The 22,517-nt window shown below is 70.2% G+C and carries 20 protein-coding genes; 4 read left to right on the top strand and 16 right to left on the bottom strand.

The features are described 5' to 3' along the window. The first annotated feature begins 23 nt into the window (after positions 1-23). Complete coding sequence (locus tag BM345_RS02250; protein WP_093375048.1) at positions 24-506, top strand: hypothetical protein; 483 nt, start codon at positions 24-26, stop codon at positions 504-506. A 51-nt stretch (positions 507-557) separates the two neighbouring features. Here BM345_RS02250 and BM345_RS02245 read toward each other — a convergent pair whose 3' ends face one another. Genes BM345_RS02245 through BM345_RS02215 form a run of 7 tightly spaced genes read right to left on the bottom strand, consistent with a single transcriptional unit; the run spans position 558 to position 7,049 of the window. After that, positions 558-1,373, bottom strand: coding sequence for an HAD-IA family hydrolase (locus BM345_RS02245; protein WP_175544869.1), 816 nt, complete (start codon positions 1,371-1,373; stop codon positions 558-560). A gap of 10 nt (positions 1,374-1,383) precedes the next feature. Beyond that, positions 1,384-2,100: an HAD hydrolase-like protein gene (locus BM345_RS02240; RefSeq protein WP_093375044.1), complete on the bottom strand. Its 717-nt coding sequence runs from the start codon at positions 2,098-2,100 to the stop codon at positions 1,384-1,386. Between the two features lie 14 nt (positions 2,101-2,114). Beyond that, positions 2,115-2,999, bottom strand: coding sequence for a phosphoribulokinase (locus BM345_RS02235; RefSeq protein WP_093375042.1), 885 nt, complete (start codon positions 2,997-2,999; stop codon positions 2,115-2,117). Positions 3,000-3,017: 18 nt separating this feature from the next. Beyond that, the gene (locus BM345_RS02230) at positions 3,018-4,100 is read right to left on the bottom strand and encodes a class 1 fructose-bisphosphatase (RefSeq protein ID WP_093375040.1); all 1,083 of its coding nucleotides are present in this window, start codon (positions 4,098-4,100) and stop codon (positions 3,018-3,020) included. Next, positions 4,091-5,068 (bottom strand): CbbX protein, encoded by a 978-nt coding sequence (cbbX, locus tag BM345_RS02225; RefSeq protein WP_093375038.1) that lies wholly within the window; start codon positions 5,066-5,068, stop codon positions 4,091-4,093. The genes BM345_RS02230 and cbbX overlap by 10 nt, the downstream gene beginning before the upstream one ends. A gap of 29 nt (positions 5,069-5,097) precedes the next feature. Beyond that, positions 5,098-5,532 (bottom strand): ribulose bisphosphate carboxylase small subunit, encoded by a 435-nt coding sequence (locus tag BM345_RS02220; RefSeq protein ID WP_093375036.1) that lies wholly within the window; start codon positions 5,530-5,532, stop codon positions 5,098-5,100. Between the two features lie 26 nt (positions 5,533-5,558). Then, a complete protein-coding gene (locus tag BM345_RS02215) occupies positions 5,559-7,049 on the bottom strand; it encodes a ribulose-bisphosphate carboxylase large subunit (protein ID WP_093375034.1) in 1,491 nt (496 codons plus the stop codon). 95 nt (positions 7,050-7,144) lie between these two features. On the opposite strand from BM345_RS02215, the gene BM345_RS02210 reads away from it, so the two are divergent. Then, positions 7,145-8,086, top strand: a complete 942-nt coding sequence (locus BM345_RS02210; RefSeq protein ID WP_093375032.1) for a LysR family transcriptional regulator — start codon at positions 7,145-7,147, stop codon at positions 8,084-8,086. A 14-nt stretch (positions 8,087-8,100) separates the two neighbouring features. On the opposite strand, the gene BM345_RS02205 is transcribed toward BM345_RS02210, so the two are convergent. The 3 genes from BM345_RS02205 to BM345_RS02200 form a co-directional block, all read right to left on the bottom strand. Beyond that, on the bottom strand, positions 8,101-10,320 hold the full coding sequence (locus BM345_RS02205) for an ATP-binding protein (protein ID WP_254789442.1): 2,220 nt from the start codon (positions 10,318-10,320) through the stop codon (positions 8,101-8,103). Continuing rightward, positions 10,317-10,817 carry a biliverdin-producing heme oxygenase gene (locus BM345_RS30455; RefSeq protein ID WP_254789439.1) on the bottom strand — a complete coding sequence of 167 codons (501 nt, stop codon included), beginning with the start codon at positions 10,815-10,817 and terminating at the stop codon, positions 10,317-10,319. The genes BM345_RS02205 and BM345_RS30455 overlap by 4 nt, the downstream gene beginning before the upstream one ends. A gap of 179 nt (positions 10,818-10,996) precedes the next feature. Then, a complete protein-coding gene (locus BM345_RS02200; protein WP_139237448.1) occupies positions 10,997-13,018 on the bottom strand; it encodes a hybrid sensor histidine kinase/response regulator in 2,022 nt (673 codons plus the stop codon). Between the two features lie 121 nt (positions 13,019-13,139). Here BM345_RS02200 and BM345_RS02195 point away from each other — a divergent pair, with 121 nt between their 5' ends. Continuing rightward, positions 13,140-14,549, top strand: coding sequence for a HAMP domain-containing protein (locus BM345_RS02195; RefSeq protein ID WP_254789436.1), 1,410 nt, complete (start codon positions 13,140-13,142; stop codon positions 14,547-14,549). After that, complete coding sequence (locus tag BM345_RS02190) at positions 14,546-15,175, top strand: response regulator (protein ID WP_093375026.1); 630 nt, start codon at positions 14,546-14,548, stop codon at positions 15,173-15,175. Before BM345_RS02195 ends, BM345_RS02190 begins: the two co-directional genes overlap by 4 nt. Positions 15,176-15,188: 13 nt before the next feature. On the opposite strand, the gene BM345_RS02185 is transcribed toward BM345_RS02190, so the two are convergent. From BM345_RS02185 to BM345_RS02160, 6 genes are read right to left on the bottom strand one after another with little or no spacing between them, the layout of a single operon-like run. Then, a complete protein-coding gene (locus BM345_RS02185) occupies positions 15,189-15,875 on the bottom strand; it encodes an HAD family hydrolase (protein ID WP_254789433.1) in 687 nt (228 codons plus the stop codon). 10 nt (positions 15,876-15,885) lie between these two features. After that, positions 15,886-17,778, bottom strand: coding sequence for an aminodeoxychorismate synthase component I (gene pabB / locus BM345_RS02180; protein ID WP_254789430.1), 1,893 nt, complete (start codon positions 17,776-17,778; stop codon positions 15,886-15,888). Between the two features lie 9 nt (positions 17,779-17,787). Further along, positions 17,788-18,606, bottom strand: coding sequence for a formylmethanofuran dehydrogenase subunit C (locus BM345_RS02175; protein WP_093375022.1), 819 nt, complete (start codon positions 18,604-18,606; stop codon positions 17,788-17,790). Then, positions 18,603-19,526: a formylmethanofuran--tetrahydromethanopterin N-formyltransferase gene (gene fhcD / locus BM345_RS02170; protein WP_093375020.1), complete on the bottom strand. Its 924-nt coding sequence runs from the start codon at positions 19,524-19,526 to the stop codon at positions 18,603-18,605. Before fhcD ends, BM345_RS02175 begins: the two co-directional genes overlap by 4 nt. Continuing rightward, positions 19,523-21,175, bottom strand: coding sequence for a formylmethanofuran dehydrogenase subunit A (locus BM345_RS02165; protein ID WP_093375018.1), 1,653 nt, complete (start codon positions 21,173-21,175; stop codon positions 19,523-19,525). The genes fhcD and BM345_RS02165 overlap by 4 nt, the downstream gene beginning before the upstream one ends. Next, positions 21,172-22,437, bottom strand: coding sequence for a molybdopterin-binding domain-containing protein (locus tag BM345_RS02160; RefSeq protein WP_254789428.1), 1,266 nt, complete (start codon positions 22,435-22,437; stop codon positions 21,172-21,174). The genes BM345_RS02165 and BM345_RS02160 overlap by 4 nt, the downstream gene beginning before the upstream one ends. Positions 22,438-22,517 lie beyond the last annotated feature (80 nt).

Below are 22,517 nucleotides of genomic sequence, written 5' to 3'. Positions count from 1 at the left end.
GCCGGGCTGCCGATAAGGAGCCCATGAGCACCAACTTCGAGTCCTTCATCGCAGAACTCCGTACGCTGACCCAGGGTGCGGCCCTTGCCGTCGACGCCGACCAGTCCGGCCGGCGCCGCCGCCTGAGCGACGCCATCGCCCTGCGGGTGGGAGCCCAGGAGCGCCGGGTGGCGCCGGAGACGGTGCTGGAGCAGGCCAGCGCGCGCTATTTCGCCCTCATCGCGCGGGTGCAGGGCAGCCTGAAGGGCCGCTTCTCGGAAAAGGAATGGGCCTACATCCTGGAGATCGACCGCAAGCCGATCTGGAACTGGTGGGCCGGCACCAAGGTGGCCACGCTGGTCGCCGACAACCACGACGTGTCGTCCCTGGACGACCCCGCGCTGGAAGGGGCGCTGCGCGTGCTGCTCTACAAGCTGCTGCAACTCTCGCCGCTGGAGAACGCCGCACTGGTCGACGCATGCGAACAGGTGTGGCGCGGCTGCCGGAATCCCCTGCTCGAGGAATGAGAAGCAGGCGAGGGAAAAGCCGGTGCGCAGGGTGAAGGGCGCTGCGGCCACCTAGGCACGGCCCGTCACGGGCCGCAGGCGCTCGTGCCAGTCGATCAGGTCGTCCAGCGTGATGCGCCTGGCCCGGCCCGGCGCTGCGGGGGGTTGCCAGCCTTCTCGCGTGTGCAGCCCGGGGCCGATGGCGACAGCGGCGTCGATGGGATCATCCGGAAAATAGGCACTGCGTGTCACGAGCACCGGCACGCCGGCTGCGTGTGCCGCGCTCGCGCCAGCCCGGGAATCCTCGATCGCCAGCGTGCAGGCCGAGGGACAACGCAGTGCGTCCAGCGCCCGTCGGTGCGCCTGGGGGTCGGGCTTCTTGGCGCTCACGTCTTCAGCGCACACCACCACATCGAAGCGGGCGGCCCACTCGGCGCCAATGCAGTGACCGAGCAGTACCTGCACGTTGGCCCGGCTGGTGGTTGTCACGATGGCCTGGCGCAGGCCGCGTGCGCTCGCCTCGTCGATCAGCGCGGCCACGCCAGGGCGCAACTCGATCACCCCACCACGCACGCACTCGGCATAGCAGAGATTCTTCAGGCGGTGCAGTTCGCGGGCCAGCGCCTCGCGTTCGGCGGGCAGTTCGGGCGGGTCCGCCTCCTCGGCCATCGCGGCAAGAAGGCGTTCGCGCCCGCCGGTGACGCGAAGCAGCCGGCCATAGTGCGTGGGGCTCCAGTGCCAGGGCAGCCCCATCTGCGCGAAGGCCCGGTTGAAGGCAACCCGGTGTCCGTCACGCTCGGTCTCGGCCAGGGTGCCGTCCACGTCCCACAGCAGTGCGGCCAGCGAAGTGCCCTGCGCAGTCGGCAGGCGGCGCGCGCTGCGCGCCAAGATTGCGGACTCAGGCATCCGGATGGCGACGACGAGGGCGTCGCCCGAATGCGGGGTCCAGGGCTGCGCGCGCCACGGCCATCAGGTCGGGCAGCAGCGCGTCGGGCCCCGCCTCGGCGATCGGCCGCCCGGCGTTGTAGCCGTGCGGCACCGCCCAGGCTCGCACGCCCGCGTTGCGGCCGGCCAGCACGTCGATCTCGGAGTCCCCGACGTGCACCACCGCGTGCAGCGGCACCGCCATGAAGGCGGCGACGGTGCGCAGCACGCTTGCATGGGGCTTCTGCCGCGGCAGCGTATCGCCCGCGACCACCAGCGCAAAGTGCCGCTGCAGCCCGTGCCGATCGAGCAGGCGCCGCGCGTGGACACCCTCCTTGTTGGTCACGCAGGCCAGTTGCAGCCCGTGCTCGTGCAACAGGTCCAGTGCCTCGTGCGCGCCGGAATAGGGCTCGCTGAACAGGCCGGTGGTGTCCGCATAGTGCGCGTCGAATCGCTCCAGCACCTGCGCTTCCGGCATCAGGCACTCGAAGGAGGCTTCGGCCCGGGCCTGGGCCAGCACGGTGGACATCAGCGCATGCGAGCCGCGGCCGATGAGCGCCCGGATGCGCTCCACCGGCCGGGTCGCCAGGCCGAACTCCTGCAAGGTGCGGTTGACCGCCTCGGCGATCTCCGCCGCGCTGTCCACCAGCGTGCCGTCGAGGTCGAAGCTCAGGAGCCGTGGTGTCGTCATGGCCGCCCTCCTCTTCAAAGCGCCCCGACCGCCTGCTGGCGCCGTTCCATCATTCGCCAGACGAAGGGGGTGAAGATCAGCTGCATCGCCAGCTCCATCTTGCCGCCGGGCACCACGATGGTGTTGGCCCGGCTCATCCACGCGTTGTTGATCATGTTGAGCAGGTAGGGAAAGTCGATGCCCTTGGGATCGGCGAAGCGGATCACGCAGATGCTCTCGTCGGCCGTGGGGATGGTGCGGGACATGAAGGGATTGCTGGTGTCCACCACCGGCACGCGCTGGAAGTTGACGTGCGTGTGCGCGAACTGCGGCACGATGTAGTTCACGTAGTCGGGCATGCGCCGCAGGATGGTATCGGTCACCGCATCGGTGCTGTAGCCGCGCACGTTCTTGTCGCGCCACAGCTTCTGGATCCACTCCAGGTTGATGACCGGCACCACGCCGATCAACAGGTCGGGGTAGCGGGCGATGTCGACCTTGGGCGTGACCACTGCGCCGTGCAGGCCTTCGTAGAACAGCATGTCGGTGCCCGCGGGCACATCCTCCCAGGGCGTGAAGGTGCCCGGCTCCTGGCCGTAGGGCGCGGCTTCCTCCGTGTCGTGCAGGTACTTGCGGCGCGTGCCGGTGCCGGTTTCGCTGTAGCTGCGGAACAGCTGCTCCAGTTCGCCGAAGAGGTTGTTATCGGGCCCGAAATGGCTGAAGTGCCCGTTGCCCTGCTGCTGCGCATCGGCCTGGCGCTGCTTCATCTCCTGGCGGTCGAAGCGGTGGAAGCTGTCGCCCTCGATCACGGCGGCAGCGACCTTCTCGCGCCTGAAGATGTTCTGGAAGGTGCGCGTCACCGAGCTGGTGCCCGCGCCGGACGATCCGGTGATGGCGATGATGGGGTGTCGCTCCGACATGGTGGCTTCTCCCTGCGGTCAGTACCTGAACAGGCTGCGCGTGGCGAACAGCGGCGCCGGCGCGTGGGGCGCCGGTGGCTCCAGGTGGTAGCGCTCGATGCGCTCGACCTCGTTCCTGGAGCCGAACACCAGGCCGATGCGCTGGTGCAGCGACGAGGGCGTGACGCCCAGCACCGGTTGCCGCCCCGTGCTGGCGCGCCCGCCGGCCTGCTCCATCAGGAAGCCGACCGGGTTGGCCTCGTACAGCAGGCGCAGGCGGCCCAGCTTGTCAGGGTCCTTGGTGTCGCGCGGGTACAGGAACACGCCGCCGCGCATCAGGATGCGGTGCGCCTCGGCCACCATGCTGGCGATCCAGCGCATGTTGAAGTCCTTGCCGCGCGGCCCGGGCTTGCCGGCCAGGCACTCCTCCACATAGCGCTTGACCGGCGGCTCCCAGAAGCGGGCGTTGGAGCTGTTGATGGCGAACTCCTGCGTGTCGGGCGGCACCTGCACGTTGGCCTGCGTCAGCACGAACTCGCCGAGCTCCGGGTCCAGCGTGAACACGGCGACGCCGTCGCCCACGCTCAGCACGAACTGCGCGGCCGGGCCATAGATGGCATAGCCGGCCGCCACCTGCGCAGCGCCGGGCTGCAGGAAATCTTCCGCCACCACGTTGCGGCCGCTGTGGAGCACCTCGGCGGGCGCCCGCAGGATCGAGAAGATGCTGCCCACGGCGACGTTGACGTCGATGTTGGACGAACCGTCCAGCGGGTCGAACACCAGCAGGTACTTGCCGCGCGGGTAGCTCGCCGGGATCTGGGCGGGTTCTTCCATTTCCTCCGACGCCATGCCGCCCAGGTGGCCGTTCCATTCGTTCATGCGCAGGAAGACCTCGTTGGACAGCACGTCCAGCGGCTTCTGCACCTCCCCCTGCACGTTGACCGCGCCCCCGGCGAAGGACAAGCCCGCGCCCAGCGGCCCGCGCGAGACGATGCGTGCCAGCGCCTTGCAGGCCAGCGACACGTCGAGGATCAGCGCGTTGAGTTCGCCGCTGGCCTGCGGATGGCGGCGGCGCTTCTCGATGAGGTAGCGGGTCAGGGTCCATCGACCGGTCAGTGGCATGGTGGGTCTCCGGTGCCCTGCATCTCGAAGACCCGGCTCGCGCGGATGTCCTCGGGCTGCAGCATGGTGAGGTCCTCGCGCGTCAACTCACGGTCGCGCTGCGCGAACAGGCGGCTGGCCTGGCGCAGGCGCGCGCGGTCCAGCGCGTTGCGCACGCTGCGGGCATTGGCGAAGTGCGGCTGCGCGATGCGGCGCGCCAGGTAGTCGCCGAAGGCCTCGCGGGCGCCGTCGGTGAACTGGTAGCTCATGCCGTCCAGCATCCGCTCGCCGATGTGCTGCAGCTCGTCCTGGCTGTAGTCCGGGAAGTCCAGGTGATGCGCGATGCGGCTGCTCATGCCCGGGTTGGAGCGGAAGAAGACGTCCATGCGGTCCCTGTAGCCCGCGAGGATCACCACCAGGTCGTCGCGCTGGTTCTCCATCACCTGCAGCAGGATTTCGATGGCCTCCTGGCCGTAGTCGCGCTCGTTCTCCGGCTTGTAGAGGTAGTAGGCCTCGTCGATGAAGAGCACGCCGCCCATGGCCTTCTTGAGCACCTCGCGGGTCTTGGGCGCCGTGTGGCCGATGTACTGGCCTACCAGGTCGTCGCGCGTGACCGCCACCAGGTGGCCCTGCCGCACGTAGCCCAGGCGATGAAGGATCTCGGCCATGCGCATGGCCACCGTGGTCTTGCCCGTGCCGGGGTTGCCGGTGAAGCACATGTGCAGCGACGGCGCCTGGGCCTGCAGCCCCAGGTTGAGCCGCAGCTTGTCGATGACCAGCAGCGCGGCGATGTCCGCGATGCGCCGCTTCACGGGCGCCAGGCCGACCAGGTCGTGCTCCAGTCCCTGCAGCACCGCCTCGACCTGGCTGTCGCGCAGCACCTCGCCCACGCTGCGCGCCGTGGCGGTTGCCGGCGGCGCTGCCTGCGGGACCTCCGGCGCGGGCGCTCCGCCACGGGCACCCGGCAGGACATAGAGCGGCTGGTTCATGAGGGCGTTCCTTGAAAGCCTGGGGCGTTTCAGTAGCGCTGCGACTCGGGCTTGTCGCCCGCGTAGCTGTACACCGTGTAGCGCATCGACCGGCCCGCTCCCTCCTGCCGCGCCAGCCCGAAGCCGGGTTCGTTCTGCGGCCTGTTCACCAGGAAGCTCATCGCGATGGATTCCACGCCGCGCGTGGCGTCGAAGGCCATCAGCCGGATGTAGTGGCTGGGGAAGGTCTTGCGGCAATCGAGCACCTCCTGCAGCACGCCGGCCGCGTCCTTCAGGTCGAACATCGGCATGCCGTGCATCTCCCAGTAGGTGTTGCGCGGATGCGGGTCGTCGGTGTATTCCACGCTCCAGGCGTAGCCGCGCTGCAGGCCGTAGGCGACCTGGAGCTTGATCTCCGCATCCGTGAGTTCGGGCAGGAAGCTGAACTGGCCCTGGGTGATGCGCGCGGTGGGGTTGGTCATCATGATGAAGTGCTCCTTCGGGTGATTCTTCAGGCGACGCCGGGCGTCACGGCGTAGTCGCTGGTGTCGGTGGGCGTGTAGTTGAAGCTGATCTCGCCCCAGGTATCGAGCGCCTGCTTCAGCGGCGTGCAGAAGCGGGCCGCCTCGCGCAGGATGTGCGGGCCTTCGTGGGCGATGTCCTTGCCCTCGTTGCGCGCCTTGACCATGGCCTCCAGCGCCACGCGGTTGGCCACGGCGCCGGCCTGGATGCCGCCCGGGTGGCCGATGGTGCCGCCGCCGAACTGCAGGATCACGTCGTCGCCGAACAGGTCGATCAGCTGGTGCATCTGCCCCGCGTGGATGCCACCCGAGGCCACCGGCATCACCTTCTTCATGTCGCACCAGTCCATGTCGAAGAACAGGCCCCGCGTCAGGTCCTTCTTCGTGAAGGCGTCGCGGCAGACGTTGTAGTAGCCCTGCACCGTGAGCGGATCGCCTTCGAGCTTGCCGACGGCGGTGCCCGCATGCATGTGGTCCACACCGGCCAGGCGCAGCCACTTGGCGATGACGCGGAAGCTCACGCCGTGGTTCTTCTGCCGCGTGTAGGTGCCGTGGCCCGCGCGGTGCAGGTGCAGGATCATGTCCTTGCGCCTGCACCATTCGCCCAGGCTCTGGATGCAGGGCCAGCCCACCACCAGGTCCACCATCACCACCACGCTGCCCAGCTGCCGGGCGAACTCGGCGCGCTCGTAGATCCCCTCCATGGTGCCGGCCGTCACGTTGAGGTAGGACCCCTTCACTTCCCCGGTGGCAGCGCTGGCCTTGTTCACCGCGTCCATCACGTACAGGAAGCGGTCGCGCCAGTGCATGAAGGGCTGCGAGTTGATGTTCTCGTCGTCCTTCATGAAGTCCAGGCCGCCCTTGAGGCCCTCGTAGATCACGCGCCCGTAGTTGCGGCCCGACAGGCCCAGCTTGGGCTTGGTGGTGGCGCCCAGCAGCGGCCGGCCGAACTTGTCCAGGCGCTCGCGCTCCACCACCAGGCCGGTGGGCGGGCCCTTGAAGGTCTTCACGTAGGCCACCGGGATGCGGATGTCCTCCAGCCGCGCGGCCTTCAGCGGCTTGAAGGAGAAGACGTTGCCGATGAGGCTGGCCGTCATGTTGGCGATCGAGCCTTCCTCGAACAGGATGATGTCGTAGGCCACCCAGGCGAAGTACTCGCCCGGCCGGGCCGGTACCGGCTCGACCCGGAAGGCCTTGGCGCGGTAGTTCTCGCAGGCCGTGAGGCGGTCGGTCCACACCACCGTCCAGGTGGCGGTGCTCGACTCGCCGGCCACCGCGGCGGCCGCCTCGATGGGGTCCACCCCTTCCTGCGGCGTGATGCGGAACAGGCAGATGGTGTCGGTCTCGCGTGGCTGGTAGTCGGGCTGCCAGTAGCCCATCTGGCGGTACTTCAGGACACCGGCGCTGTAGCGGCGCTTCTGGTCGGTGATCTGGGTGGCGTCGGCTTGAAGGGTGTCGCTGCGGTCCAACAGGGCGTTCATGCGGTGGTCTCCAGTGCTGTGACTGCATGGTGGGTGGCCGGATCGATAAACACCAGTTAGACTTTTTTGCCTTTCAGTTCAGCTTTGGCTTAACAATGAACCTGAGCTTCCGCCAGCTCCGGGTCTTCCTCGAGGTGGCCCAGCAGGGCAGCGTCAGCCGTGCCGCCGAGTCGCTGCACCTGACGCCGCCGGCGGTTTCCATGCAGATCAAGGAGATCGAAAGCCAGGTGGGCCTGCCGCTGTTCGACCGCGTCGGCCGCACGCTGTCGCTGTCAACGGCGGGCGAGTATTTCGTGGTGCATGCCAAGCGCATGCTGGCCGCGCTGCGCGATGCCGAGAACGCCATGAGCCGCTTCAAGCGGCTGGAGCACGGCCTGCTCACGGTGGGCATGGTCAGCACGGCCAAGTACTTCGTGCCGAGGCTGCTGGCGCTGTTCCGCCAGGAGCATCCGGGCATCGACGTGCGCCTGGTCGTCAGCTCCAACCGCAAGGCGCTGGTCGAGTTGCTGCAGTCCAGCGAGTGCGACCTGGCGGTGATGGGCCGGCCCCCGCGCGAGCTGGACGTGCGCTCGGAAGCCTTTGCCGCGCACCCGCTGGTGTTCGTGTGTCCGCCGGCGCATCCCCTGCTCTTGCTGGGCCACCTGCCCGTCGGCGCGCTGGCCTCCTTTCCCTTCATCGTTCGCGAGCAGGGATCGGGCACGCGCGCCTCGATGGAGCACTTCTTCTCCGAGCATCGCTTCGAGCCCAGCATCACGATGGAGATGGGCAGCAACGAGACCATCAAGCAGGCGGTGATGGCCGGCATGGGCGTGAGCTTCTTGTCGATGCACACGCTGTGGCTGGAACTGGGGGCGGGGCTCCTGAAGCTGGTGGATGTGGAAGGCACGCCCGTGATGCGCACCTGGCAGGTGGTGCACCTGCAAAGCCGCGTGCTGTCGCCGGCGGCCGAGGCCTTCCGCTACTTCCTGATCGAGCGAGCCGAGTCGGTGCTGCAGGCCCTGGACGCGCCGCTGCTGGCCGCGCCGCCCGCGGGCTGAGCGGGCCTGCCCGCCTACGAAGCTTCGCGCCGCCCGGCGGGGAACCTCGCCGAGAACACCACGTACGGGTCGGCGTAGCTGTACACGATGCCGCCGCCATGCCCGAGGGCGATGGCCTGAGCGATGTACAGGCCCAGCCCCAGCCCGCCCTTGTTGCGCGCGCTGCCCTCCGGCTGCCGCTTGAAGGCGGTAAACAGGTGCGGCAGCAGCGCCTCGTCGATGGCGGGCGCGCTGTTGCTCACCTCGAAGACCACCTCGTCGCCATGCCCCGAGAGCTGCACGATCAGCGGCTCGCCCGGCGTGCCGTGGTGGCGGGCATTGCTGACCAGGTTGGAGAAGAGCTGCGCCAGCCGGTCCGCATCGCCCTGCACCACCAGCGAGGCCGGCAGCTCGCGCACCAGGCGCACGCCCGGATGCGCGATCTGTGCCTCGTCCAGCAGGTCTTCCAGCAGGGGCGTCAGGTCGGTCTCCTCCATGCGCATCTGCAGCCCCAGCCCGGTCTGCAGCCGCGAGGCATCGAGCACCTGCCCGATCAGCCGCGCCATCCGGCTGCTGGAGGACTGGATGCGCTGGCCCATCCGCGCGCCCACCTCGCCGCCGCCGCCCTGCGGGTTCCGCTCGAGCACGCGGGCGGCCATGGTGATGGACTGCAGCGGGTCGCGCAGGTCGTGCCCCAGCATGGCCAGCAACTGGGTGCGCGCGCGGTTGATCTCGCCCATGCGCGTCGCGCTGGCACGCGCGAGTTCGTCCAGCAGCTGGCGCCCCAGCGCCAGCTCGGCATCGCCCCAGGGCACGCTGGTGCCGCGCACCTCCTGCTTCCACACCTCGAAGGAGCCGCGGGGCGTGAGGCGCGGCCCCAGGGGTCCGCTGACGTAGTTCTTCTCGGGCTTGCCGCCCCACTCGATGGTCTCGATCTGCTCGCGGCGCAGCAGCACCAGCCAGCCCTGGTTCGCCTCGTCGAAGCGCAGGGCCAGCAGGCCGCACCAGGGGCCGCAGATGGAGGCGAGCTCGGCCGACAGCTGGGCCACGGCATGCGTCTGCACCAGCTCGACGCCGGGCCCGTCCTTGGCCGCCAGCCAGCGCACGATGCGGGCGGCGGTCTCGTGATCGAGTTCGCCGTGGACGTGCAGCTTGGCCTCTTCCGCCACCAGCAGCGCATGCGCATGGAAGGCACCGACCAGCGGCTGCGACAGGCCCGCCAGGGCCGACAGCGGATCGTCCGCATGCAGCACGCCTTCGATGAGCCGCGCGCGCAGGCGCGCATCGTCGTCGGCCTGCCGGGCCTGCGCGCGTGCCAGCAGGCTCTGCACGTTGGCGGCCAGCACCTGGGCCAGCACATCGCAGGCCATGCGCACCCCGTAGGGCACCTGGATGGGCGACTGGTGGTGGCAGGCCACCAGGCCCCACAGCTTGCCGTTGACCACGATCGAGATGCTCATGGACGCGCCGACGCCCAGGTTGCGCAGGTACTCGATGTGGATGGGCGAGACGCTGCGCAGCACGCAGTGGCTCATGTCCAGCGGCGGCAGCGCGGCGCTGGCCGCCACCACCGCGACCGGCTCGGCGCCGACGTCGGCGATCAGCCGCAGCGAGTTGATGACGTACAGGCGCCGCGCCTGCGCCGGGATGTCGCTGGCCGGGTAGCGCCGTCCCTTGAAGGGCTCCAGCGCGTCGATCTTCGATTCGGCCGCCACCTCGCCGCTGTCGTCGTGCAGGAAGCGGTAGGCCATCACCCGGTCGAAGCCGGTGAGGTCGCGCACCGCCTGCACCGCCAGGGCCAGCAGCGAGTCGGTGTCGGCCTGGCGCTTGAGCCGGTCCATGGCGCGGTGCGCCTTCAGCGCGAAGTCGGCGACCTCGCCGCCCGAGGGCGGACGCAGCTCGAACTCGGCGATGACCCCATCGCCCATCCGGTGCGTGATGACGTCGAAGAGCCGCGCACCGAAGCGCACTTCCCCCGCCTGGGGCTGGCCTTCGGCATCCTCGACGGCGGCGCGCAGCAGCCCGTGCACGCCGGCATCGGCATCGAAATGCCCGCCGGCCAGGCGCTCGCCGACCTGCGGCAGGGGCACGCCCAGCAGCGCAGCCGCGTTGGCGCTCAGGTGGGTGACGTTCCAAGCGGCATCAAAGGCGAGCAGCGCGCCGTGCGGCTGCACCAGGCCGGGAATGTGGATGGGCTCGCGGTCGCAGTTGTCGAGGGTGACCGGCGCCACGGGCGGCTGGGTCGGGGGCGTCACGGCGCGGCTGTCCGGGCCTGGCAGCGATGGAGCAGCAGCGCGAAGGCCGCGTTGGCGCCCTCGCAGGCGTCGGCGACGTCCGCCGGCGTGCCCACCTGCCGCTGCAGTTGAGAGAGGAAGTCGCGCCAGGCGCCCTCGCGCGTCCAGCCGGCACCGCTCAGGTAGGCCAGCGGATGGGGCGCCAGGGCGCCCGCCAGTTTGCGGTGCAGGAAGCCCGCGCCCAGCCTGGAGCCTTCCAGCACATAGCGCGCGCCCCAGCCGAAGGCGGCGCAGCGGGAGGGCTTGATGTCTGGCGGCGGTGCGGAGGCTGGGGGCGCGGACGAGTCGGCCCCCAGGAGCCGGCCGCATTCGCGAAGGTCGGTGTCGATGGCATGCGCCTCGGCGTCCAGCCGCGCACGGTCCACGCCCAGCTTGGCCAGGTCCTGCAGCCACAGCGACAACAGCACCAGGTGGCTGCGATAGTCCGCCAGGCTGGGGGATGCATGCGACAGGGGCATGCTCGCATCCACTTTTTCATGGAGATGGGACGTCGCTTTTCGAAGCGTCGTCCGGACGTCCGGCTGGACGTGGCTGGAAATGTTCGCGGAGGTCAAGGCAAGGCAGGAGTTTGCGGTCAGTCTAGCGCAGCGATTCCTGCGTCCTATGTCTTTTGACATGCCCGCCGCAGCCGCGCCGCTCAGGCGTGGCCGCGCTTGTCCAGCATCCTGCGAAGACGGTGCACGAACTCCTCGATGGCGAAGGGCTTGCTGATCATCTGCATGCCCCGGCCGAGGAAGGCGGCGCGGTCGCGCGCGTACTCTGCATAGCCGGTCATGAAGAGGATGGGGAGTTCCGGGCGGCTCTGGCGGGCCTGCTCGGCCAGCTGGCGGCCGTTCATGCCCGGCAGCCCGACGTCGGTCAACAGCAGGTCGACCTGCAGCTCGGGCGCCACCAGGAAGGTCAGGGCCGCATCGGCCGTGGGTGCCTCCAGGGTGCGGTACCCGTGCTCGCCCAGCACCTCCAGCACGAACAGGCGCACGCTGGGGTCGTCCTCCACCACCAGCACGAGCTCGCCGTTGCCATGCGGCAGCGGACTGAGCACGGCGGCCTTGGCCGCACTGGGCGCGCGCGCCGCCTGCGGCAGCAGCAGGGCCACGGTGGTGCCGTGGCCGGGCTGGCTCTCGATATGCACCTGGCCGTGCGACTGCTGCGCGAAGCCGTAGACCATCGACAGCCCCAGGCCGGTCCCCTGGCCGATGGGCTTGGTGGTGAAGAAGGGATCGAAGGCGCGCTGCAGCACGGCGGGCGTCATGCCGGTGCCGGTGTCCGACACGCGCACCGCCACGTAGTCGCCGGGCGCCAGGCCATCGATGGCCCGCTGCGGCGAGGAGACGAGCTTGACCGCCTCCGTGGAGATGGTCAGCCGGCCGCCCTCCGGCATGGCGTCGCGCGCGTTGATGGCCAGGTTCAGGATGGCGCTCTCGAGCTGGCTTTCGTCGCAGATGGCCATGGCGGGCCCGTTCGCCGGCTCGACGGACAGGCGCACCTGCTCGCCCAGTGAACGGTGCATCAGCTCCACCATGGAGCCGATCAGCTCGTTCACATCCACGGGTCGCGAGTCCAGCGACTGGCGACGCGAGAAGGCCAGCAGCCGCTGCACCAGCGCGGCGGCCCGCTGCGCGGAACTGCTCGCGGTCTCGAGGAAACGGTCCAGGTCTTCGGTCCGGCCCAGGGCGACGCGCCGGCGGATCACCTCGATGGCGCCGGTGATGCCCTGCAGCATGTTGTTGAAGTCGTGCGCGATGCCGCCGGTGAGCTGGCCGATGGCCTCCATTTTCTGGCTGTGCAGGGAGCGCTGCTCGCCAGCGCGGATCGCCGTGACGTCGCGGCCGACCGCATGGACGAAGCGGTCGTCGGGCACCGCGGTCCACGACAGCAGGCGGAAGCTCCCGTCCGCATGGCGCAGCCGGCACTCGAAGCCCGCGGTCGACTCGCCCCGTGCCAGCCGGGCCAGCTCGGCTCCCGCCAGTTCGGCCTCGTCGGGGGCGACCCTGTCGAGGATGGAACTGCCCAGCAGTTCGGATTCCTCCCACCCCAGGGTGGCACGCCAGGCCGGGTTGACGGCCAGGACGTCGCCCTCCAGCGAGGTCACGACCAGCAGGTCGGTCGACAGCTGCCACAGGCGGTCGCGGTCGCGGGTGCGCTCCTGCACGGCCCTGACCAGTTCCAGCTGGCCGGCCGCCAGCTGGCGCGTGGCGTTGACCCGGGTCGTGGTCTCGCTGACGATGCACAGCACGCCGCCGACCGCACCGTCGGGCATCCGCACCGCGGAATAGGAAATGTCGAAGAAGACCTGCTCCATCGCGCCGTGGCGGTTGATCTGGAACGGGCGGTCGGCTGCCGCAAAGGTCTCGCCGCTGGTTCGCACATGGTCCAGCAGCGGCCGCAGGTCGTCCCACAGCTCGCTCCAGTTCTCGCAGGCCGGACGCCCCAGGGCACGGGGGTTCTTGTCGCCGATGGTGGGCGCGTAGGCGTCGTTGTAGAGCGCGCAGTACTCAGGCCCCCAGAACAGGACGATCTGCGCCTGCGAAGGCAGCATCAGGTCCACCACGGTGCGCAGCGCCGACGGCCACTGCTCGGGCGATCCCAGGGGGGAACTGACCTCGTCCAGGGTGCGGATCCGGGCCGCAGCATCACCCGGCACGAGCGGCCAGGGCAAGATGGAAAGGGCTGGTTGCATGAGGCCGCCGCGTAACCGCTTGAAAGGAAAGGTTGCGCGAATTCTCGGCCGCCCGGCGCAGCGGCCGTGTCAGAAGATGTCCCGAGCGCGCAAGGGAGCCTTGCCGCTACCATGGCCGCGTCCCCTCTCCATCCTGCACCTGGTGAGCCTGCGGCTGAAGATCAACCTCATCGTCGTTGCCCTGACGGTCGTCCTCGCGGCGACGGTGCTCGCGCTCGAGTTGCGCAGCATGCGCGAGTCGGTCCACGAGGAAGTGGTGGCCGCCAACCGCGTCGCGGCCACGCTGCTTCAGGGCACCGCCATGCGCTACGCGGCGCAGGGAACGCCGGCCATGCTGGCCTTCCTGCAGAGCATCGGGCGGGTCCGCTCCAACGACATCACGCTCTTCGATGCACAGGGCCAGGAGCTCTACCGCTCGCCCTCGCCCACCTACAAGGCCGGCCGCGACGCGCCCGACTGGTTCAGCGCGCTGATCGCCCCGGCGCCCTCGGTGCAGACCATCGAGTTCCCCGACGGCAAGCTGGTGGTGCGCGCCAACGCGACGCGCGCCGAGGTCGATGCCTGGGACTACGTGGTCACCCTGGCCGCCGGCGCGCTGGCCTTCCTGCTGGTGGTCAACGGCATGGTGTTCTGGCTGGTCGGGCGCGCACTGCGGCCGCTGGGCCAGATCGCCCAGGCGCTGGAGCGCGTGCAAGGCGGGCAGTTCGACGCCAAGCTGCCGCCGCTGGCCGGCGCCGAGGCCGCCGCCATCGGCGCGGCCTTCAACCGCATGGTGGGCGAGCTGGACCGGCACATCGAGACCGAGCGCCGGGCGGTGCGCGCGGAGATGCAGCTGTCGGACAGCCGGGAGCTGACCCGCTGGATCGACAAGCACGTGGAGGCCGAGCGCCGCATGATCGCGCGTGAACTGCACGACGAGTTCGGCCAGTCGGTGACGGCGATGCGCAGCATGGCGCTGTCCATCGCCCAGCGCGTGCAGGCGCTGGACCCGCAGGCCGAGCAGGCCGCGCGCCTGATCGCCGACGAGTCCTCGCGCCTGTACGACGCCATGCACGGCATCATCCCGCGCCTGACGCCGCTGGTGCTGGACAACTTCGGCCTGGCGGAGGCACTGAAGGACCTGGCCGAGCGAACGCGGCGCGCCCATGCCGGCGTGCAGATCTCCCTGCGCGTCGACCTGGCCGATGCCGCATTGGGGGCGGACGCGGCCCTCACCCTGTACCGCGCGGCGCAGGAGGGGCTGACCAATGCGCTGCGCCATGGCCAGGCCCGGCACCTGCAGCTCACGGTGCAATGCCAGGCCGGGGACGCGACACTGGAACTGCTCGATGACGGCAGCGGCCTGCCCAGCGAGGAGCCGCAGCGCAACGACCACCACGGCCTGCGCTGGCTGGCCGAACGGGTGCATGGCCTGGGCGGCAGCTTCGAGCTGCAGGGCGCGCAGCCGCGCGGCGCGCGCCTGCAGGTGCGCCTGCCCATCGCCGCCACGAACGACAAGGAGACCGCATGATCCGCGTGCTGCTGGTGGACGACCATGCCCTGGTGCGCATGGGCTTCCGGATGCTGCTGGCCGATGCCCGCTTCGAGGTGGTGGGCGAAGTCGACACCGGCGAGCAGGCCTGCGTGGACTACCCTCGCCTGAAGCCCGACGTGGTGGTGATGGACCTGTCGATGCCCGGCATCGGCGGCCTGGAAGCGGTGCGCCGCCTGCTGGCGCAGGACCCCAAGGCCCGGGTGCTGGCGCTGTCGGCGCACGAGGACACGGCGCATCCGCAGCGCGTGCTGCGCGCCGGCGCACTGGGCTACCTGAGAAAGCGCAGCGCGCCCGACACGCTGATCGCCGCTGTGAGCGCGGTGGCCCGCGGCCAGCGCTATGTCGACGCGGCCACGGCGCAGGCCCTGGCCCTGGCGCAGCTCGAAGGCGAGACGAACCCGGCCGACACGCTGAGCGAGCGCGAGTTCTCCGTCTTCATCCAGCTGGCCCGCGGCCAGAGCGTGGCGCAGATCGCGCAGTCGCTGAACCTCTCGCCAAGCACGGTGGGCACGCACCTCTACCACGTCAAGCAGAAGCTGGGCGCCAGCAACCAGTCGGAACTGACGCTGGTGGCGCTGCGCTGGGGGCTGATCCAGGCCTAGCGGCCTGCGCCATTCAGACCGTCCGGTCCAGCTCCGTCACCGGCCAGCCGGCTGCCAGCGCATGCGCACGCAGCCGCTCGTCGGGGCACACTGCCACCGGATGCGTGACCGCCTGCATCAGCGGCAGGTCGCCGATCGAGTCGGAATAAAACCACGAGGCCTCGAAGTCCCCGACGCTGCGATCGAGGCCCTCCAGCCACTGCGCGACGCGGCTCACCTTGTGCTCGCGGTAGCAGGGCTCGCCGTCGATCTCGCCGGTGTAGGGCGCGTGGACCACCCCGTCCACCGTTGCGGTGCGCGTGGACACCAGGTGGTCGATGCCGAACAGCCGCGCCATCGGCTGCGCGATGAGCCCGGTGGTCGCGGTGACGATGGCGCACAGGTCGCCGCGCGCGCGGTGCTCGTCCACCAGCGCCAGGCTCGCGCACGGGATGCGAGGACGCATCCGCTCCTCGAACTCGGAAGTCCACTGCGCAAGCACGTCGCGCGGGTAGGCCAGCAGCGGCTGCATGTTGCTGCGGTGCATGGCATGGATGTCCAGCGTGCCGGCGATGTAGAGGTGGCAATAGGCTAGGTACTGCGCCTCGGCTTCGGCCGGGAGGATGCCCTTGTCGACGAGGAACTGGGTCCAGGCCATGCCGCTGTCGAAGGGCGTCAGCGTCAGGTCCAGGTCGAAGAGAGCCAGTCGCTTGTGCGGCACGGGTGGCATCTCAGGCAGGAACAGCTGCGTCCTGCAGCAGCTGCGCCGGCAGCACGCCGCGCAATGCATTGCAGACGGCAATGGCCTCGACCCCCTGCAGGTCGGCCCGGCGCAGGCTGCGCTCGGTGGCGGCCCAGGCCGGGTCTTCCAGCAGGCAGCCGCGCAGCACGCCGGGCAGTGCGCCGTCGGCCAGCGGCGGCGTGTACCAGCGGCCGGCGATCTTCAGGAAGACCGAGGTGCGCCCGCCTTCGACCAGGCGGCCGTCGACGGTGAAGAACAGGCTGTCGAAGGCGCCTGCGCGCTCGGCCGCGCGCACGCCTTCGTCATACACCTGCCGCACGGTGGTCTTGTGCGCGGCCAGGGGATTGAAGTCGGGCAGGCACTGGTCTGCCACCCGCAGCGTGACTGGTGCAAGCGCCAGCGGCGCCAGCGGGCCGTGCTGCAGGTGCAGGCTGCCGTCATGCGACAGGGCCAGGCGCACGCGCCAGTCCACGCCGGGCGACAAGGTCGACAGCAGGCGGGACAAGGACTGGCTCGCCTCGGCACGGTCGAAGCGGAAACCCAGCACGCCGGCGCTGCGGCCCAGGCGCGCCAGGTGGCGGTCCAGGTGGCGAAGTGCCGGCGGCGCATCCGGCGCCGCCGGGGCGAGCATGGTCTCGAAGAGCTGGAAGCCCGGGTCCAGTCCGGTCAGGAAGCGGGCCTTCAGGTGGCATTCCTCGAACTCGTCGTCGGCCCGGCTGTCGGCCACGATGCCCGCGCCGATGCCCAGGCGCGCCGGTCGCAGGCCGTCGGCCTCGGCACCCAGCGTGAGGGTGCGGATCGCCACCGACAGGCAGAAGTCGCCCACCTTCGCCGCGCCCTGCGGCGCATCCATCCAGCCGATGGCGCCGCAGTAGAGGCCGCGCGGCGTGCTCTCCAGCCCGGCGATCAGCTCCATCGTGTGGTGCTTGGGCGCGCCGGTGATGGAACCGCAGGGATAGGCCGCGCGCAGGACGTCCGCGAAGCCGACCTCGGGCCGCAGGCGGGCCTCGATGGTCGAGGTCATCTGGAACAGCGTGCCGTAGGGCTCGACCTCGAAGAGCTGCGTGACCTCCACGCTGCCGACCTGGGCTAGGCGGCCGAGGTCGTTGCGCAGCAGGTCCACGATCATCACGTTCTCCGCCCGGTTCTTGGCGTCGAAGGCCAGGTGGCGCGCGGTCTCGCTGTCGCCTTCGACATCGGCTGCGCGGTGCGCCGTTCCCTTCATCGGTCGGGCCGTGAGCAGGCCCTGGTCGTGACGCAGGAAAAGTTCGGGCGACAGGGACAGCACGTGCCCTGCGCCTTCGCCGCCGCGAGCGGGCAGGCGGATCAGCGCGCCGTAGGCCACCGACTGCCGCTCGCGCAACTGGCGATAGAGCTGCACCGGCGACCCATAGACCTGGCCATGGAGCCTGAAGGTGTAGTTGACCTGGTAGGTCTCGCCGGCGGCGATGCGCTGCTGGATCTCTTCGATGGCTTGCGTGAAGGCGGCCCGGTCCACGCTGGGCGAAAGATTCATCACGCCTGCGGCGCCTGCTGCATCCGGTTCGAGCCGGTCCAGCCACGCATCCACTTCGGCGCCGTGCAGGCGCGACAGCTCGCGGAACATCAGCACGCGCAGGGCCGACGGGTCGTCGGCGGGCAGGTGCCGGTGGCCCGCCTTGATGAGCCTGGCGCCCCATTCATAGTCGGCCAGCAGCACGGCATGCAGGCCGGCGCGCAGATCCTCCTCCACCTTTGCCCACATCGCGTCAAGCATGGCGGGATCGGTGCAGCGGTGTTCGCGTTCAAGGCCCAGGTACAGGCGGCTCGCGGGCCGCGCGGGGCCGGACTGGCGGTCGTCCAGCAGCGCAAAGCATTCGTTGTTGTCGGTCACGGTTTTCACCACGCGACTCTAGCTGGCAATGAGAAGCTCGCCCTTCCCGTCGGCCGCCAGGTCGCCCAGGTGCCGCGCGATGCGCTTCTTTTCCAGTCCCACGAAAGGTCCGCCAAGCACTGCAAGGTCTCGCGCCAGCAGTTGCCAGATCACATCCGCGGCGCCCAGCGCCGGAACGAAGGTGGGCGGGACCTGCACCGCCGCACTCCCCGCTGCCAGCACGATGCTGCCGCGCCGCATGCCGAAGCCCGCGTGCGCGCCCGCGCGGCCGCCGATGGCCACGGTGCCGGCCACCATGCGCGAGCCCGGGAAGTCGCCGGTGTCGCCATGCACGACGGCGCTGCCGCGCCGCATGCGGTCCGCGAAGCGCGCGCCGGCCTTTCCCAGGACCACGAAGGTGCCGCCGCGCATGCCGTCCATGCTGCCCGGCAGCGCACTCGCCGCGAAGTCGTCGACGTCACCCTGCACCGTGAACACGCCGCCGGCCATCTCGCAGGCCGCAAGCAACCCTGCGCTGCCCTTCACGGAAAGTTCGCCCGCGCTCATCCCTTCGCCAGCGTGGTGGCCCACGTTGCCCTCGACCCGGATGCGCCCGCCGGCCAGTTGCCAGCCGACACGATCGAAGCGCGACAGGTCGCCATCGAAATCCAATGCATCTTCTTCCTGCGTCGCCGACAGCTTGAAGAACTCGGCCAGGGGTACGCGCACGTTGCCGTGGCCGACAAGAAGCCCTTCGGCTTCGGCGGACGACTTGCCGGCCAGGGCGGCGGGCGTGACGCCGCGCAGGTCGACCCGCAGCGCCGGCTCGGCCTTGAGCACCAGCCGCCAGCCGCTCATGGCCCGCCCTCCCCCAGCAGCTTGCGCAGGTGGAAATGGAAGGGCCCCAGCTTGCCGCCGTAGTTGCCCGCCGAGATGCGCAACAGCCCGCCGGCCGCGCCGATGCCGATGGCGGCCTGCATGCCCACGCGCATCGCCTGCGCCACGTCGGCTTCTGCCAGGCCATCGATGACGATCTCCATCACGCAGCGCGTCTCGGGCGTCAGCTCGCTGCGCGGCACCAGGCCGTAGAGGCCCGGGCAGAAGGCATCGTTCGTGGAAGCGCTCAGGGCCGCATAGCGGCTGCCCACCTTCGAGCCCGACCGCACCACGCCGCCCGGGAAGGGAAGGATGACGTTGGGCAGCGCCTGCATCGCCGCCACCGCAGCCTCGGCCACGGCGAGCGCGCCGTCGGTGTCCCTGCACAGGAACAGCAGGTTGCCGCCACCCACGCCCTTGACCACGCCGGTGCTTTCCTGCGCCACGAATTCGCCGTCCATCACCGGCACGCGCCAGTAGCGGATGCCGCCGATCACCTTCGACATCTGCCAGCCGTCGCCGAAGAAGCGCAGGTTCTTCCCCAGCGCGATCGCCTCGCCTTCGGCGATGCCGGCGTAGACGGCCGTGGTCGGACAGGTCAGCACGCATTGGCCCACGCGCCGCTCCACCTGCTTGGCCAACTCCTTCCCGGACATGGCGAAGAGCAGCAGGCTCAGCCCAGGGCGGCCATCGGGCGTCTCGCCGGCATCGAGCACGCGCTCGATGCCGGCCTCGCAACCGCAGCCGATCACCGAAGTCGCCAGGCCCGTGGCCGACATGGCCGCGTGCCGCGCCCACTTGAGGTTGTGCGCCGTGACCAGGATGCGCGTGGCCTTCATCGGGAAGGCTTCGGCGAAGCTGTCGTCGATCTGCACGTCGTTGCGGATGCACGCCTCGGTCATGGCTTCGCCTTGAAGCATTCGGCCGGCAGCAGCCGCCCGCCGTTGCAGCAGCTGCACAGCTCGTCGTGGCCGATGGCGATGCGGTCGAAGTTCACCGAGCCGTGCGCTGCAAGATGGGCGCGCAGGGTCTTCTCGATGCCGCGGTCGTAGTCCGGCTCCACGAAGTGCGTGCCGCCCGCCGGCGTGGCGACGACCTGCCCGGCCCTGGCGACCAGCGTGCCGTCCTTGAACACATGCTCGGGCACCTGGAACATGGCCTCGCGGTCGGACTGCTCGCGGTACACCGCGATGTCCGCCGCCGCGCCGATGCCGAGATGGCCGCGGTCCTTCAGGCCCAGCAAACGTGCCGGCGCGGCACGGGTCATGATGGCGATTTCCCGCAGGCTCAGCTCGCGCGTGATCGAGCGCAACGCGCAGTTGGCCGCCACCTCCGGATGCAGCTTCGCCAGTTGCTCCTCGCGAAAGCCCTTGTCCATCAGCAGGCGGATCAGGTGCGGGTAGCTGGTGAAGGGACCGCCATTGGGATGGTCCGTGGTCAGCACCACCCGCCACGGGTCGCGTACCAGCAGGAACAGCTCCAGGCCGATCACCCATTGCAGCGCGTTCACGTAGCTCTGCTCGCGGTAGCGGAAGGGCACCACGCCGCAGCCGGCCTCGCACTCGATGTCGCCGCCGATGAACTTGCGCGGCGAGCCGAAGGCGGCCTGCGCATGCTGGCGCATGGTGTCGCCCGAGGCGGTGACGGTCTGGCCGAAGATGATTTGGCCCACGTCGATGCTGATGTTCGGATTGGCGTTGACGGCCTCGGCCAGCGCCAGCGCGGCCGACGAGAACTTCTTCGGCCCCTCGGTGCCGTAGGCATGGAACTGCACGTGCGTCAGGTGCGCCGGCAGCCCCTCCAGCGCGCGGATGGTCTCCAGCGTCGACTCGATGTTGCCCGGCACGCCCAGGTTGCTGCCATGGATGTGCAGCGGATGCGGCACGCCCAGCTCGCGCAGCGCCCGCGCCAGGGTGTGCACCACCTGGCGCGGCGTCACCTGCCAGTGCACGTGGCGCTCGTCCACGTCCAGCTTGCGCTGGTTGAACTTGAAGGCCGAGATGCCGGCCGGGTTGACCACCTTCACGCCCATCGCCCGGGTGGCGTTGAGGGTCCAGCCCATGTAGTCGCGGATGGTCTCGTAGTTGCCACCGGCCGCGCCGCCCTCGGACAGCAGCTGCAGGAAGAACTCGTCGTTGCCGAGCATCACGTAGGCGCCGTGGTCGAGGATGGGCGTGTCGCCCATCTCCATGTGCGCGTGGCGGGCGTTGCTGGCGACCATGGCCGGCTCGAAGGCCGCGGTGTAGCCCATCTGCGCATAGCGGTGGCCGGTGTCGAGCGTGCCGGGCACGCAGCCCGTGCAGTCCCCTTCCCCGCGGCGGGTCTCGGGCAGCAGCAGGCGCGCCAGGTTGACCTTGCCGCCGCCGATGTGCGTGTGCAGGTCGATGCCGCCCGCCATCACGACGCAGCCGCTGGCGTCGATTTCCGCATCCACTGGTGCGCGCGGGTCCAGCGCGGCGATGCGGCCGTCCTGCACGCAGACATCCCTCACGCCGTCCTCCGACTGCGTGGGGTCGATGACGAAGCCGGCCTTGAGGCGCAGGCTGCTCATGGCACCGCCTTTGCGCGCAGGGCCTGCACGCGCTGCAGGAGTTGGCCCAGCACCTCGGCCAGCGTCGGCAGCGTGTCCCGGTACAGCGGGACCAGCGGCAGCACCGTGCCGCCGTCGGCACGGAACAGGTGGCCGGGCGAACCGATGCCCGGTGTCGACACCGGGAGGAAGACACTTCCCACCCGCTGCGCCGAGGCAGCCAGATCGGGGTGCCCCAGCACGATCAGCGGCACCTGCGTGCCCGGCGCAATGCCATCGGGGTCGAAGCAGGAGACCCACAGCAGGCTGTCGGCCGCGCCTTCGGCCAGCAGGCGCGCCGTGTCGAAGCACAGCGGATCGTGCTCCACGCCGCCCGGGCCGTTGCGCGAACGCAGCGGCAGCCCCGACAGCCAGGTGAACACCTCGTTGACCGTGCCGGCCCCGTTGCCGCCGCCCAGCCACATCGCGGCGGCGCGCGTGGCGGTGTTGAGCGTGGCGACGATGCGGTTCGCTGCCTCGATGAGCAGGTTGCCGTGCGCAGGCATCGCGTCGGTCTGTCCGACCAGCACGGCGTAGTGCGCGGCCAGCAGGCGCTCGGCCAGCGCGGCCAGGCCGGGCGGCGGCGCAGGCACCGCCCGCCGCGCCACCAGGGCGGACAGCAGCGCCACCGTGTCAAACAAGTCGCCTTGAAGCGGCAGCGATTCCATCGTGAGTTCGGCGCGCCCCGTCAGTGCGGCGAGGCCGGCCTGTTCCTCCGGCGAGCCACCGAGCAGCACAAGGTGGCGCGGCGGCGAGCCCGCCTCCCCCACCCCGCAGCGCGCCATGAACTCGGCTGCACCGCCGCCGGGCAGTCCGCCGAGGAAGACGAGCAGGTCGGCGCGGTTGCGCACTTCCGCCAGCGTGGTGCTGTAGCCGCCGCGATCCTGCAGCGTGCGCACCGTGTGCATCAGCGCCGGGCCCCGGGCCGCGTCGCAGATGGCACCGGTCTCGGTGGCGAGGCGGTACAGCGCCCGGGCGCCCGCCACATCCGTGCCCAGCCCGCCGAAGAGCGGCTGGCGGCTGTCGGCCAGGATTCGCGCAGCCGCGTCCAGCGCCTGGTCCGGATCCACACTGAGCCCATCGACCTGCGGCGCGGCCACCGATGGCATGCCCGGAAAGCGCGCCAGGGCGAGGCGCGCCGCCGCGCACTCGCCTTCGGCCAGCTCCAGCGCCGTGCCGGACGCATTGGCACGCACGCCCAGCGTGTCGCACAGCAGCAGGCAGAAGGGAGAAGTCCAACGCACAGCGCCGTCTTCGGAAGCAGGCAGGGGTCCGCTCATCGGCCTCATCACCGCAAGCGATGTGCCACCAGCCCGCCTCGCCA

Source organism: Variovorax sp. OV329, assembly GCF_900114785.1.
In the GTDB taxonomy this organism is placed as follows: Bacteria; Pseudomonadota; Gammaproteobacteria; order Burkholderiales; family Burkholderiaceae_C; genus Variovorax.
This window is presented reverse-complemented; position numbering and strand designations above follow the sequence as displayed.

Coding starts and splice junctions, on each gene's coding strand:
- fhcD (WP_093375020.1), bottom strand. CDS start 19,526: ATGACCGAGGCGTGCATCCGCAACGACGTGCAGATCGACGACAGCTTC.
- BM345_RS02230 (WP_093375040.1), bottom strand. CDS start 4,100: ATGCCACTGACCGGTCGATGGACCCTGACCCGCTACCTCATCGAGAAG.
- BM345_RS02210 (WP_093375032.1), top strand. CDS start 7,145: ATGAACCTGAGCTTCCGCCAGCTCCGGGTCTTCCTCGAGGTGGCCCAG.
- BM345_RS02215 (WP_093375034.1), bottom strand. CDS start 7,049: ATGAACGCCCTGTTGGACCGCAGCGACACCCTTCAAGCCGACGCCACC.
- BM345_RS30455 (WP_254789439.1), bottom strand. CDS start 10,817: ATGCCCCTGTCGCATGCATCCCCCAGCCTGGCGGACTATCGCAGCCAC.
- BM345_RS02250 (WP_093375048.1), top strand. CDS start 24: ATGAGCACCAACTTCGAGTCCTTCATCGCAGAACTCCGTACGCTGACC.
- BM345_RS02165 (WP_093375018.1), bottom strand. CDS start 21,175: ATGAGCAGCCTGCGCCTCAAGGCCGGCTTCGTCATCGACCCCACGCAG.
- cbbX (WP_093375038.1), bottom strand. CDS start 5,068: ATGAACCAGCCGCTCTATGTCCTGCCGGGTGCCCGTGGCGGAGCGCCC.
- BM345_RS02240 (WP_093375044.1), bottom strand. CDS start 2,100: ATGACGACACCACGGCTCCTGAGCTTCGACCTCGACGGCACGCTGGTG.
- BM345_RS02175 (WP_093375022.1), bottom strand. CDS start 18,606: ATGAGCGGCTGGCGGCTGGTGCTCAAGGCCGAGCCGGCGCTGCGGGTC.
- BM345_RS02220 (WP_093375036.1), bottom strand. CDS start 5,532: ATGATGACCAACCCCACCGCGCGCATCACCCAGGGCCAGTTCAGCTTC.
- BM345_RS02190 (WP_093375026.1), top strand. CDS start 14,546: ATGATCCGCGTGCTGCTGGTGGACGACCATGCCCTGGTGCGCATGGGC.
- BM345_RS02235 (WP_093375042.1), bottom strand. CDS start 2,999: ATGTCGGAGCGACACCCCATCATCGCCATCACCGGATCGTCCGGCGCG.